Here is a 13,701-nt window from a genome sequence, read left to right on the forward strand (position 1 = left end):
CTCAGGTGCCTTGAGCGATGAACGGGCAGGGCGCGCGGCGTTTGACACCGCGCGCCCAATCCTTAGAGTTTGAAACGACCGACCACGGTGCGCAGCTCGCCGGCCAGCAGCGACAGTTCGTCCGCCGTTACCGCGTTGTCCTCGATGCCTTCCATCAGCATGAACGTGCCGTTGCGGATCTCGGTGACGTTGCGGTTGATGTCCTCGGACACGGCGTGCTGTTGAACGGCAGCGCTGGCAATCTGGGTGTTCATGCCGACGATCGATTCCACGCCTTCGTTGATCGCGTTCAGGCTAGAGGACGTCTGATCGGCCGACGTCAGGCAATCCTGCGCCCGGTCCTTGCCCGCTTTCATCTGCTCCACGGCAGCGCTGGTCGCCAGTTGCAATTGCTGGATGATCCGCTGGATTTCGGCGGTGGAGTTTTGCGTGCGGGAAGCCAGGGTTCTGACTTCATCCGCGACCACGGCAAAGCCACGGCCTTGCTCGCCGGCACGGGCGGCTTCGATGGCGGCGTTGAGGGCCAGCAGGTTGGTCTGGTCGGCGATGTTGCGGATCACTTCAATGACGCCGCCGATCTCCTGGCTGTGCAGCGCGAGCGCCGCGACCTTTTGCGCGCTGAGGTCGACTTCGCCGGCCAGCGCCTCGATGGTCTGGCGGGTCTGCTGCATCACGCCCAGGCCTTTGCCGGACGCCTGACTGGCCTGTTCCGCCGCACGCGCCGCGCCTTCGGTGTTCTGGGCGACGTCGGCGACACTGGCGGTCATTTCGTTGATGGCGGTGGCGACCTGTTCGGTTTCCCCTTGCTGGGCGTTCATCGACACCTTGGCGCGGTCGATGGATGCGCTCAGGCGAGTTGCTGCGTCGGACACCGAACTCGAACTGCGCTCGACCTGAGCGAGGGAGTCACCGAAGGCCTGGACCATGTGGTTCAAACCGGTGCCGATGTCGGCCATTTCGTCTTTGCCGGCGACGTTGACCCGTGCGGTGAGATCGCCTTGGGCGATGCGGCGGGTGGCGCTCAACATGTCTTCCATGGCCCGACGCATGGCGCTGTAGATCCCGCTGAAGGCATAGATCAGCAGCAGGCCGGCAATGGCGAACATGGCCAGCATGGCGGTGCGTTCCGCCGACTTGTCCTTGACCCGTTGCTCCAGCACGGCGGAAAGCGCGGCTTGCAAAGCGTCCTGCGCCTTGTACAGCTCGGCGACCACAGCGTTGCCTTTGGCCGGCAGGCCCTGCATGCCGGTGATGGTGTTTTGCGAGGAGCCGATCAAGGTTTCCAGGTCGGTGCGAAAGCTGTCCAGGCTCGAAAGCCCGCTGCTGACGGGGGACTGGATGCGGTCGGCGAGGGCCGGTTCCTGACGACGCAGCAGAGTGAGGCTCTGCAGCAACTCCTGGCGAATCTGGGCTTCTTGCTTGAGCAGCGATTTAATCGTGCCACGAGTGGCGTCTGTCAGCGGCTGGCCTTCATGCAGGCCGCTGGCCAAACCTCGCAACTGGCCGACCACGTTGATCTGGCGCGGCAGACGCAGGGTGCTTTGGTCGATCAGGAACAGCGAGGCATAGTCTTCGTCGAGGACCATTCCGGAGGTGGCGGAGATGAAATAGATGAAATTCAGCGTTTGAGTCATCTGATCGCTCCAGGCGTCAAACAGGGTCGCCTGATCGGCCCCGGTTTTGGTCTGGCTGATCAACCCTTCGGCCCCGGAGCGCAAGCGTTGTACGCGATCTCCGGTTTCAAGCCCCGCACCGAGCTGGCGGTCGGTAGTTTCCAGTTTGGAGTACGCATCCAGCAGTTTGGCCTGGTTGGCGGCGAGGTCAGGTTGGGCTGTTTGATCCCCGCTGAGCAGGCGGTTGGTCAATGCTCGTTGCAGCATCGACAGGCGCAGTACAGGGGTGACGTCCATCAGATAGCGCTGGCCGACTTGTTCGGAATGGATGTTATCGATGCTGGTAGTGAGTTGATGCAGCAGGCGCGCGCCGAGCAGGGCCAGCGGCAAAAGCACAATGATGGCCAGCACCGCGAATTTGGCGGGAAAGCGCAGGCGGTTGGTCAGGTAAACGGCAGGGGCAAGAATGTTCATACTGTTCTCAAAGCCCCGGAGCGGGGCGCTTGGGTTGTTGTCGATGAGAACGGTCCTTTTTCTCGGGATTCAGTGGCGTTGACGACGTTCTTGCAGGAAGCGTTGTGGCTGGCTGCGCGTCGTTCTGCTCCATCTGTCGGCGCCGATCCTATTAACTTTATTAAAACTTGTACAAAAATATATTTCTGTATAGCTTTGGAACTGAAACGATTAACTGATGTCTTTGTGATATCACTTTTCTCAGCTCGCCCGAAGTCTGTTTTTACCCCCGTATCGCGGTCACCGACCTTCTGTCATGATCAGGTGCGAGGAGTGGTGGCTATGAGATATCATTCAACCTGTATTTTCAGAACCGAGGGCGGATGCCATGAACTGTTCGCTGGAAATTGAGCAGAAGCGCCTGTCCGCGGTTCACGCGTTGCAATGGCTGGAAACCGCCCACAGTGAGGATTTCGACCGCCTGTGTCGCCTTGCTGCTGCGCACTTTCGCGTGCCGACGGTGCTGGTCTCGCTGGTGGAAAAAGACCGTCAGTGGTTTCCCGGTCGTGTGGGTTTCGAAGCGAGTCAGACGCCCATCGAGCAGTCGTTCTGTCGCTACACCATTCAGAATTCCGACGTCATGGTGGTCAATGATGCCCGCCTGGATCCGCGGTTTGCCGACAACGTGCTGGTCACCCGACCCGCTGGCATCCGTTTCTACGCCGGGGCGCCATTGTGCAATCGGCACGGCGATGTGCTCGGCAGTTTTTGCCTGATCGACACCGTTCCTCGCACGCTGCAACCCGACGAAGTGGCTGTTCTCGAAGATTTTGCGCAACTGGTCATGGGGCAGGTCGAACAATGCCAGGCGATGCGCTACCGCCACCCGATCAGCCGTCTGCCCAATTTGCAGCAGTTCTTGCTGGACACTCAGGGCCTTGCAGTGACCGGAAGCCAGGTGCGGCTGCTGGTGGTGATCCGCACCCAACCATTGGCGAGCGCTGCGGATGTCAGCGTGAGCAGCAACCTGGATGCGCAACAGACGCGCCGCGACATGGCGCACTGCCTGCGTCGCCGTCTGGATGGCATCGCCGAGCTGTATCACGTCAGCGACCAGGATTTTTGCCTGCAGATGAGCTGTGACCGGTCTCGACGCGACGACCTGGTTCGCATGCTGTTGGTGCTGATTACCGAGCCTTTCACTCACCAGCAGGTTGCCGTGGGACTGGCATGCTGTGACGACGGTCAGAACTCCGCCGCTGCGCTCATGGGCAAAGCGACCCACGCGGCGGGGAGAGCGGTTTATCGACAGGTGCCGTGGGCGGCCTATGACGAAGCCGAGGATTGCGCCCAGCGTCGCGCGCTGACGCTGCTTGGTGAACTCGGCGAATCGCTGATCAGCGGCGACATCTATCTGGAGTACCAGCCACGCTTCAGCCTGCAGGATGGCCGCCTGCTCAGCGTCGAGGCGTTGATTCGCTGGACCCATCCGATGCTGGGCAAGATCTGGCCAAGCGAATTCATTCCGTTGGTCGAGAGCGCCGGCAGGATCAGCACGGTGACGCGCTGGGTGATCGATCGCGCGCTGACCGACCTTAGCGGCTGGATCGACGAAGAGGTGCGCCTGTCCCTCAATCTGTCGCCGCTGGACTTCGCCGACATGGACATCGCCTTGACGCTGCAAAGCGCCTGCGACCAACACGGCGTGCATCCCTCACGGCTGGAAGTCGAGATCACCGAAGGCGAGTGGATCCGCGCCGACAAACGCGTCATCGCGCAGCTCACCCGAATCCGCGAGCTGGGCGTCGACGTGGCCATCGATGATTTCGGCGCGGGTTACAGCAATTTTGCTTACCTGCACGAGATTCCGGCCAACATCCTCAAGCTCGACAAATCCCTGGTCACCGATCTTGAGAGCAACCCGCGCAACCGCATCATCGCTCGATCCGTGCTGCACCTGGCCGGCGAGTTGGGCTATCGCACCGTGGCGGAAGGCGTCGAGACGTTCCGTTGCATGAGCCTGGTGAGGGATTTCGGCTGCGAGGAGGCCCAGGGGTATTTCCTGAGCCGGCCGCTTAAGTTGCAGCAGCTTAAACAGCAGTGCGAGAACATCGCGCTGACGTTCACCCCTGAACCGTCGAACGCGCAGGTTTATGCGGATCTGACTGATGCGGATCAGGTGATAGAAGCGGCGTGACGCCTGACGCCTTCCCGGCTAAAGCCGATCCTACGGTCGGGGGCATCGCTGGATGCACGCGCTGCTTTTAGTGGGACCGGCTTCAGTCGGGAAGAGGCAATTACATCCTCTGCATCTTCAGCGCGAGAGACTCTGTCTTCGCAAGCAAGCTGGCTCCCACCTGTTCATCATCGACCCGTGATCTTGGCCACGCTGAAGAACGTTTGGGATTGAGCTTGCTCACGAATAGGCTTATTCCTGGCTAAAGCCAGTCCGACTCGCTAGACGCGATTACTCGCCCGACACCGGCGTCGGCTGGATGATTTCCACCCAGTAACCATCCGGGTCCTTGATGAAGGCCAGGCTTTTCATGCGGCCGTCGGTCAGGCGTTTCTGGAAATCCACGCCCAGTTCTTCGAAGCGCGCGCAGGCAGCCTTCACGTCCGGCACCGAGATGCAGATGTGACCGAAGCCGCGCGGGTCGGTGTTGCCGTTGTGGTAGGAAAACGCAGGGTCTTTTTCGGTGCCGTGGTTGTGGGTCAGTTCGAGCACGCCGGGGATGCCTTTCATCCAGACGTTGCGCGCAGCATCGTCTTGCGGAATCTGCGCTTTATCCACCAGCGCCAGGAAGTACAGGCTGAATTCCGCTTCCGGGAAGTCGCGCTTTTCCACCAGGCTGAAACCCAGCACGCGGGTGTAGAAGTCCAGGGAAGCGGTGGCGTCCTTGACGCGCAACATGGTGTGGTTGAACACGAATTGTGCGGTCGAGGCGTCCGGGGTGGCCGTGACGCCGGGGAAGGTGTTCAGGTCGTGCAGACTCATGGTTGTCTCCGGGTTAACGCTAAAAAGTTGCGTAATGATACGGGCTCATAGCCGATGCGCCAAACCGAAGGCGCATAAAGCGCGGCTTTCGACTTGTAGGCGATGGATGACCGGCTCACACTTCGCGGCTCGACCTTCAGGTACCGCCCATGCATCTCTCATTGCGCCCATGCGCCCGCGTTGCTTTCTGTTTCGTGCTGATGATTCCGGGCGTCGCCTCTTCGGCTGACGCCATGATCATCTGGCCCGAGGGCTGGGAAGTGGAAGCGCTGCCCCAACCGCCGGCGAGCGAGGGTCAGCCCGCCGTGCAAATACGACAGCGTGCGGTTAAAAACGATCAGAACGGTGATCCGGCCATGGTGGTCGAGCTGACCCAGACGCAGCTGCAGCCCGGTCACTCGGTCAACGTGCAGAGCGTTCTGCTGGAAATGCGCAAGGCGGTGCAGGTCAATTTTGCGCGCGGTGGCTTCCAAAGCGTTTGCACGCACATGAAGGACAGCACGCTGAGCGACATCCCCGCCATGGAGACCACGTGCACGATTACCCAGAACGGCAATCACGTCATGACCCAGACGCTGGTGGCGGCGGCCAGTCCGCAGTTGGCGTGGTCGTTGTCGTATGCCGGTTCGGCGGAAGGCTACGCAGCCCATAAAAACGAAGTGTTGCAGATCAGGAATGGCCTGCGCCTGGGATCGGCGCCTTAGGTCGAGGCGGGGGTTTACACAAATCACGGGCATAAAGAAGCCCGCCGAAGCGGGCATTGGGGCACTAATCCTTTAGTAGCCTCCATCCTGTACAAGCCGGTGTGAAAAAAATGTGAAGCTTGCGAGCCGTTGGGCCGCAGAAGAGAAATTTATCTGTTGATGCATGAAGGCTCATAGCCAGCTTCGCCACGCACACTGGCCATACTTAGTGGAATTAACAAGCGGAAAATCATCGGCAATTGAGCATGCTATAAGCCTGCCGCCTATTGAAAGCGATATATCACACTAATACGAATCTGTTCAGCTAATTGTCAGGTTGAATATTCAACGCGGTGCTACACCAGCACTCATTATCTAAACTGCCTAAGACTTCGCTCGCAATCATCCGCGTTTAAAGCACTTGTATCACTGCGACATCCCTACACTTTCAGAGAAGCCCTGCGAGCAGAGCTTCTTCTCGACACTGCAAGGGATACAGGACTAGCGGCCGCGCAACCAGGAATCAACGGTTTCGGCACCGTATTGTATTTTCCAGTTTTTCAAACCGCGATGGTTGCCGCCTTTGGTCTCGATGACTTCACCGGTGTGCGGGTTTTGATAGACTTTGACGACCCGCGGGCGGCGGCGTTTCGGGGCCGCTGGCGCGAGGGTGGAAGCACCGGTGTGAGGGTCGAGGATCGCGATGATGTCGCGCAAGGTCTTGTCATACGTGCTCATCAGGGCCTGCAGCTGCTGCTCGAACTCGATTTCCTTCTTCAGTCCGGCGTCGTTCTTCAGATACTCCAGCTGGGCCAGCTGCTCCTGAAGGGCTTTTTCTGCTGCGCGAAATTCGGCAAGTCTGGACAAAATGATACTCCGGCAATTAATGGCTGTTGTCAGCTCAATGCAAGCAACAATGCGAGTAACAAGGACGCGCATCGGGTTCTGCTGCTGTTGGTTTCACCACTTTCTACCGTGTCCTTGACATCAGGATCAGCCGTCGACACTAACTTCATGAGCATGAAGGTGGGTATCAATACGGGGTAGTTCAGTTGCGGCGCGAGTAAATAATGCACGTTTTTTACGCGTTGTAAAATAGGGGATGACTAATTGTTAAGTGAAAGATCCCGGCGACGATATGCCGGTCTGACAAAAAAACAATAATAGTCGCAAACCGTTGTAAGTCATTTCTTATACTTTAGCGCTATCGGAAACTATGCCGTCCTAGAGCCCTTGCTGCAGCGCCGGATCGTCGGCGTTGAGCTGCTCCAGTTCAGCCAGCAGCACCTGCACTTTTTGCAGCTGCCCGGCCTCGGTCCAGTAGCGAATCAGCAGAATCCTCGCGCGACGGTCGGCGGGTGCGCGCTGAAGAATGTCCTCCAGCTGACGCTGCGCGGCTTCGAGCTGATCCAGATCGTGAAGCGCGACGGCGAGGTCGTAGCGGTAACCGGTGTTGTCCGGTTCCAGTTCAATGGCTCGGGTCAGCGGGAGCAGGGCGTATTCATTTTGTTTATGACGCAGCAGCCATTGGCCGAGTGCGTGTTGCGCCAGGGACGACTGGGGCTGTTTCTCCAGCCACTGGGCAAGCAACTGGCGCGAGCGATCGGCCTGGCCCTGGCGGTCGAGCACCTGCACCAGCGCCAGCCCGGTCTCGAGGTTGTCCGGTTCCAGTTTTGCGGCCAGTTCCAGCGAATCGATCGCCTTTTGCGGGGTGCCGTTGTTGAGGTAGAGCTGCGCGAGCGCTAGCTGACGTTGCCCGCTCGGCGGCTGGGCACTCAATGCCTGCTCATACTGTTGAGCCGCCTCCTGCAACGCGCCGTAATACAGGCCCAATTCATCCGGGCCCAACGGCAGCAAGGCGCGCACCGCACTGAAGCGTACCTCATCGTCGGCATCGTCCAGCAGCGGGCCGATCAGCGTGCTGCGTTGTTCCTCCGGCAGCATGGCCGACACCGTCTGGATGGCCGCCTGCTGAACCAGCGGCGCGGGGCGCTTGAGATCGCCGCGCAGAATTTTCAGCGCCTGGGGCCCCGGGTAATTGACCAGCTCGGCGAGCAGACCGGCACGGCGAATATCGGACAGGTCGGTGCGACTGAATTGCTGATACAGCACACGCGCGGCGCCGGGCTTGCCGCCATGGGCCTGCTCCAGTGCTTCGGCGTAGCTGTGATTGACCTGCGGTGCGGCTGGAGGCGCGTGCCAGTTTCGCACCAGCATCGCCATGGCGATGATCAGCAGCAACAGCGCCAGCGCAATTGCCACCTGCCAGCGACGTCGAGCCTTGAGCTGGGCGGGTGTGCGCCGGGAAGACGATTCAGACATATCGGTTTCCGTGTTTGCGTGTGCAGCAGCTTCGGGGAGAGACCGCCGAGTGTCAAACGCTGTGGGGATGGATTCGGCCCCTGGGCGCGCGCAGGGGATTTCTTCAGTCCAGAAAAAAGCCCCGAACCTTGTGGGTCCGAGGCTGTTTCAGGGCGGCAGATCAGGGCTACAGAACGGCCGCCGGTTGAGCGATCCCGCTGTTCAACCTGTGACGTCAGGCATTCGGCTGCCAGCCACCGCCAAGGGCTTTGTAGATGGCAACGATGCCGCGGTACAGATCGATTTCAGCCAGGGCCTGGCTGTCTTCGGCGGCCAGACGTTCGCGTTCGGCGTCCAGCAGGACGAGGAAATCAGCGGTGCCTTCGCGGTACTGGATGTTCGCCAGATTCGCTGCCGAACGGCTGGCTTCACTCTGCCGCACCAGCGACACCAGACGCTGCTGACGCTTGTCGTAGTCGCTGAACGCGTTTTCGGTTTCCTCCAGAGCCAGCAGCACCTGCTGCTCGTAATTGGCCAGCGCGCCTTCGGCATCGGCGTTGGCACCCCGAATCCGCGCCCTCACGCTGCCGAGGTCAAACGCCGCCCAGGTGATGCTCGGGCCGAGACCCCACGCCTGCGCCGCGCCGGAACCGATTTGCGAACCACGGCTGGCAGTGAAACCCAGGAAACCGCTGAGGCTGACCCGTGGGAACAGGTCGGCGGTCTGCACGCCAATTCGCGCGGTCTGCGCCGCCAGTTGCCGCTCGGCACTGCGCACGTCCGGACGGTTTTCCAGCAGCTTGGTCGGATCACCGATCGGCAGGGCCTTGGAAATCGCCGGCAGTTTGGCCGGGGCGAGGGTCACCGTCATGGCGTCCGGACGTTCGCCGAGCAGGGTGGCGATGCGGTTGCGTTCGCGCACCTGCTCCGCCTGAAGCTGCGGAATGGTGGCTTCCACCGCCGCCAGACGCGCGTCGGAACGCACCACGTCGAGTTCATTGCCCACGCCTTCGTCGCGCAGCTGGGCGGTCACCCGGCGAGAGTCCTGCTGGTTTTTCAGGTTGTCCCGGGCAATGTTCTCGCGCAATTGGGCGCCACGCAGCTGACCGTAAGCGTCGACCAGCTCGGCGATCATCGTTACCTGCAGCTGATAGAGGTTGGCCTCGGCAGCTTGCTGATCGGCGTCACTGGCTTCCAGCTCGCGCTGGATGCGGCCGAACAGGTCCAGCTCCCAGGCCATGTCCAGGCCCAGGTCGTAACGTTCCTGATTGACCCGGTGCTCGGTTTCACCCGGCACCTGAGCGCGGCCGACCTGGCTGCTGGCGCGACTGGTCACGACAGGCATGGCGTCGTTGCTGATGTCGTCCCGAATCGCACGGGACGCTTTCAGACGGGCGAAGGCGACGCGCAACTCGCGGTTACCCTGCAGCGATTCGGCGACCAGTTTGTTCAGGGTCGGGTCGTCGAACTGCTGCCACCAGACGGTCTCGATGTGGCTGCGGTCATAGGCCCGCTGGGTGGCGGCCTGAATGTTGGCCGCCGCGGTTTCCGGCTTCTTGTAGTCCGGGCCGACGGCGCAGGCCGCCAGCGCCAGCACCAGCACCAGCAGGCTCGGCAGAAAGAGTTTTGCAGCCTTCATCAATGAGCCTCCGCAGCGTTGTTCTGGATGCGTTGCGCCTTGGCGGCCTTGCGAGCCTCTTTGCGTCCAACGTAGTTACGAATCAGTACATAGAACACCGGCGTCAACAGCAGACCGAAGAAGGTCACGCCGAGCATCCCGGAGAACACCGCCACGCCCATGGCATGACGCATTTCGGCACCGGCGCCGCTGGACAGCACCAGCGGAACCACGCCCATGATGAACGCGAAGGAGGTCATCAGGATCGGCCGCAGACGCAGGCGGCAGGCTTCAAGCACAGCTTCCAGCGGGGTCTTGCCCTTGTCCTGCTCATCCTTGGCGAACTCGACGATCAGAATGGCGTTCTTGCACGCCAGGCCCACCAGTACGATCAGGCCGATCTGGGTGAAGATGTTGTTGTCGCTCCCGGCAATGATCACACCGGCAATGGCCGACAGCAGGGTCATCGGTACGATCAGGATCACCGCCAGCGGCAGGCTCCAGCTTTCATACAGCGCAGCCAGTACCAGGAACGCCAGCAGCACGCAGAGCGGGAAGACCAGCAGTGCCGTGTTGCCCGACAGGATCTGTTGGTAGGTCAGGTCGGTCCACTCGTAGGTCATGCCGTTGGGCAGTTCTTCCTTGAGCAGTTTTTCCATCGCCACCTGCGCCTGACCCGAGCTGAAACCCGGACCCGCCGCGCCGTTGATCTCGGCGGTGATGAAGCCGTTGTAGTGCATGACGCGGTCCGGTCCCGAGGTGTTGGTGACTTTCAGCAGCGTCGCCAGCGGGATCATCTCGCCGCGGTTGTTGCGCACTTTCAACTGACCGATCTGTTCAGCGTCCTGACGGAACTGTTGCTCGGCCTGCACGTTGACCTGATAGGTCCGGCCCAAACGGTTGAAGTCGTTGGCGTACAGCGAACCGAGGTAAACCTGCAGGGTGTCGAAGATGTCGCTGATCGGCACACCGAGGGTCTTGGCTTTTTCGCGGTCGATGGCGGCATCGACCTGGGGCACGTTCACCGTGTAGCTGGTGAACAGCGCGGCCAGTTCCGGCACGCTGCGGCTCTTGCCGATGATGTTCATCGTCTCTTTGTACAGCTCGTCGTAACCCAGGTTGCCACGGTCTTCGATCTGCAGACGGAAACCGCCGATCGTGCCCAAGCCCTGTACCGGCGGCGGCGGGAAGATCGCCATGTAGGCTTCTTGAATGCCCGCATATTTGCCGTTGAGGGCGCCGGCGATCGCACCGGCCGACTGGTCGGCTGCCGTGCGATCTTCGAACGGTTTGAGCGTGACGAAGACGATGCCGGAGTTCGGGCTGTTGGTGAAACCGTTGATCGACAGGCCCGGGAAAGCCACGGCGCTTTCGACGCCCGGTTGCTTCAGCGCGATGTCGGACATGCGTTTGATCACGTCTTCGGTGCGGTCCAGGCTCGCGGCGTCCGGCAATTGCGCGAAGGCCACCAGGTACTGTTTATCCTGGGCCGGCACGAAACCGGTCGGCGTGGTGGAGAAACCCAGCCAAGTCATGACAATCAGGCCGGCGTACACCACCAGTGCCACCCCGCTGACGCGAATCACCCGACCCACCGTGCTCACATAACCGTTACTGGCCTTGACGAAGAACCGGTTGAACGGTCGGAACAGCCAGGCCCCGAACAGTTTGTCGAGGAAGCGCGAGAAGCCATCCTTCGGCGCGTCGTGAGCGCGCAGCAATACGGCAGCCAGCGCGGGCGACAGGGTCAGGGAGTTGAAGGCCGAGATCACCGTCGAGATGGCGATGGTCAACGCAAACTGTTTATAGAATTGCCCGGTCAGTCCGGAGATGAACGCCGCCGGGATGAACACCGCACACAACACCAGCGCCGTGGCGATGATCGGGCCGGTCACTTCACGCATCGCGATCTGTGTGGCCTCCATGGGTTGGTGGCCAAGCTCGATGTTCCGCTCAACGTTCTCCACCACCACGATGGCGTCGTCCACGACGATACCGATCGCCAGTACCAGCCCGAACAGCGACAGCGCGTTGAGGGAGAAGCCGAACAGGTGCATGACCGCAAAGGTACCGATCAGCGACACCGGCACAGCAGCCAGCGGGATGATCGAAGCACGCCAGGTCTGCAGGAACAGGATCACCACCAGTACAACGAGGATCAGCGCTTCGAACAGGGTGTGAACCACCGCCTCGATGGAGCCGCGCACGAAGATCGTCGGGTCATAGACGATGCTGTAGTCCATGCCTTCGGGGAAGTTCTTCTTCAGCAGTTCCATCTCGCCGCGCACTTCGTTGGAAATGTCGATGGCGTTGGAGCCAGGGCGCTGGAAGATCGGGATCGCCACCGCCGGCTGGTTGTTCAGCAACGAGCGCAGCGCGTACTGGCTGGAGCCCAGTTCGACGCGGGCGATGTCTTTGACCCGGGTGATTTCGCCATTGTCGCCGGCGCGAACGATGATGTTCTCGAACTCTTCTTCAGAGACCAGACGGCCCTGGGTGTTGATCGACATCTGGAAGCTGGTGGCGCTCGGGGAGGGCGGTGCGCCCAGTTGACCGGCGGCGACCTGGCGGTTCTGCTCGCGAATGGCGTTGACCACGTCGGTCGCCGTGATGTTGCGCGAAGCGGTTTTGTTTGGATCGAGCCAGACACGCAGCGAGTAGTCGCCCATGCCGAACAGCTGCACGTCGCCGACACCGTTCAGGCGCGCCAGCTCATCCTTGATGTTGAGGACCGCGTAGTTGGACAGGTACAGCATGTCGTAGCGCTGATCCGGCGAGGTCAAGTGGACCACCATCGTCAGGTCAGGCGACGCCTTGTCCACGGTGATACCGATGCGCGTCACTTCTTCCGGCAGCTTCGGCTCGGTCCGGGTGACCCGGTTCTGCACCTGCACTTGCGCGGTGTCGAGGTTGGTCCCCAGCGCGAACGTGATGGTCAGGGTCAGCTTGCCGTCGGCCGTGGCCTGGGAGGACATGTAGAGCATGTTCTCGACGCCGGTGATCGCCTGTTCCAGTGGCGCGGCGACGGTTTCGCCGATCACTTTCGGGTTGGCACCGGGGAAGTTGGCGCGCACGACAACGGTCGGCGGCACGACTTCGGGGTATTCGCTGATCGGCAGCTGGAACAGCGAGATCGCGCCGGCGATCAGGATCAGCAGCGAGAGCACCGCCGCGAAGATCGGTCGCGTGATAAAGAACTTGGAGAAATTCATCGTGTGTGTCCCTTAACCGCGTGGCGTGGCGGAAGCAGCCACCTTGGCGTCCAGCTTCGGCTGGGCCTTTGGCTGGTTACTGGCTTCGAGCGCCTGGCGTTGTTGTTGCAGTGCGGTGAGTGTTTCGGCGCTGGCCATCGGCGTGTCTTGCGGGTCAACCGGCGACCCCGGACGCACGCGCTGCAGACCGGTGACGACGATGCGGTCGTCTTTGCCCAGGCCGCTGCGCACGATGCGCAAGCCCTCAAGCTTCGGCCCCAGTTCGACGCTGCGGTAGATCGCCTTGTTGTCCTTGTCGACCACCAGCACGAATTTCTTGCCCAGGTCGGTGCCAACCGCTTCGTCTTTGATCAGCATGGCCGAGTAGGTGCCGCTGCCGACCAGCTTCAGGCGTGCGTACAGGCCCGGGGTGTATTCGCCCTTGCTGTTGTCGAACACGGCGCGGCCACGGATGGTGCCGGTGCGCGGATTGACCTGGTTGTCGACGAAGTTCATCTGACCCAGGTGCGGGTTTTCCGCCTCGTTGGACAGGCCCATGTACACCGGCGTGGTCGCGCCGCGCTTGCCGTCGCGGGCCAGCTGGTTGTACTTGAGGAACACGCGCTCGTCGGCGTCGAAGTAGGCGTAGACCTTGTCGGTCGACACCAGGCTGGTGAGGATGGTCTGATCGGCGGTGACGATGTTGCCGGCGGTGATTTCGGCGCGGCTGACCCGGCCGGTGATCGGCGCAGTGACGCGGGTGAAGCTCAGGTTCAGGCGCGCCAGATCAAGCTGTGCCTGGATGGCGGCAACGGCCGCTTTGGATTCCTGGGCGGTGGTGGTG

9 protein-coding genes and 1 pseudogene are annotated in these 13,701 nt (G+C 61.2%); 2 read left to right on the forward strand and 8 right to left on the reverse strand.

What is annotated here, in order from left to right; all coding sequences use genetic code 11:
- Positions 1-62: 62 nt before the first annotated feature.
- Together QMX88_RS29905 and QMX88_RS29910 are read right to left on the reverse strand one after the other, a co-directional pair.
- Entirely contained in the window at positions 63-926 is an 864-nt protein-coding gene (locus tag QMX88_RS29905; protein ID WP_423573790.1) for a methyl-accepting chemotaxis protein, read from the reverse strand.
- Positions 927-2,087 (reverse strand): annotated as a pseudogene (locus tag QMX88_RS29910) (HAMP domain-containing protein); the annotation flags it as partial. It lies immediately after the preceding gene.
- Between the two features lie 367 nt (positions 2,088-2,454).
- On the opposite strand from QMX88_RS29910, the gene QMX88_RS26225 reads away from it, so the two are divergent.
- Complete coding sequence (locus QMX88_RS26225; RefSeq protein ID WP_282373176.1) at positions 2,455-4,263, forward strand: sensor domain-containing diguanylate cyclase; 1,809 nt, start codon at positions 2,455-2,457, stop codon at positions 4,261-4,263.
- A gap of 270 nt (positions 4,264-4,533) precedes the next feature.
- Here the strand turns inward: QMX88_RS26225 and gloA are convergent, their stop codons facing one another.
- Positions 4,534-5,064: a lactoylglutathione lyase gene (gene gloA, locus QMX88_RS26230; RefSeq protein WP_192173618.1), complete on the reverse strand. Its 531-nt coding sequence runs from the start codon at positions 5,062-5,064 to the stop codon at positions 4,534-4,536.
- A gap of 200 nt (positions 5,065-5,264) precedes the next feature.
- Between gloA and QMX88_RS26235 the strand changes: the two genes are divergently transcribed.
- Positions 5,265-5,768 (forward strand): DUF4946 domain-containing protein, encoded by a 504-nt coding sequence (locus tag QMX88_RS26235; protein ID WP_282373182.1) that lies wholly within the window; start codon positions 5,265-5,267, stop codon positions 5,766-5,768.
- Between the two features lie 480 nt (positions 5,769-6,248).
- Here the strand turns inward: QMX88_RS26235 and QMX88_RS26240 are convergent, their stop codons facing one another.
- The 5 genes from QMX88_RS26240 to QMX88_RS26260 all read right to left on the reverse strand — a co-directional run.
- Positions 6,249-6,614 carry a histone-like nucleoid-structuring protein, MvaT/MvaU family gene (locus QMX88_RS26240; protein ID WP_192173688.1) on the reverse strand — a complete coding sequence of 122 codons (366 nt, stop codon included), beginning with the start codon at positions 6,612-6,614 and terminating at the stop codon, positions 6,249-6,251.
- Positions 6,615-6,971: 357 nt separating this feature from the next.
- Complete coding sequence (locus QMX88_RS26245) at positions 6,972-8,069, reverse strand: tetratricopeptide repeat protein (protein ID WP_282373178.1); 1,098 nt, start codon at positions 8,067-8,069, stop codon at positions 6,972-6,974.
- A 214-nt stretch (positions 8,070-8,283) separates the two neighbouring features.
- Positions 8,284-9,687 carry an efflux transporter outer membrane subunit gene (locus tag QMX88_RS26250; protein ID WP_282373179.1) on the reverse strand — a complete coding sequence of 468 codons (1,404 nt, stop codon included), beginning with the start codon at positions 9,685-9,687 and terminating at the stop codon, positions 8,284-8,286.
- Positions 9,687-12,878 (reverse strand): efflux RND transporter permease subunit, encoded by a 3,192-nt coding sequence (locus QMX88_RS26255; protein ID WP_282373180.1) that lies wholly within the window; start codon positions 12,876-12,878, stop codon positions 9,687-9,689. The genes QMX88_RS26250 and QMX88_RS26255 overlap by 1 nt, the downstream gene beginning before the upstream one ends.
- 12 nt (positions 12,879-12,890) lie before the next feature.
- Positions 12,891-13,701: efflux RND transporter periplasmic adaptor subunit (locus QMX88_RS26260; RefSeq protein ID WP_282373181.1), on the reverse strand; the 811-nt coding region annotated here is incomplete at its 5' end.

Source organism: Pseudomonas sp. PS02290, from assembly GCF_029960075.1.
Lineage (GTDB): Bacteria > Pseudomonadota > Gammaproteobacteria > Pseudomonadales > Pseudomonadaceae > Aquipseudomonas.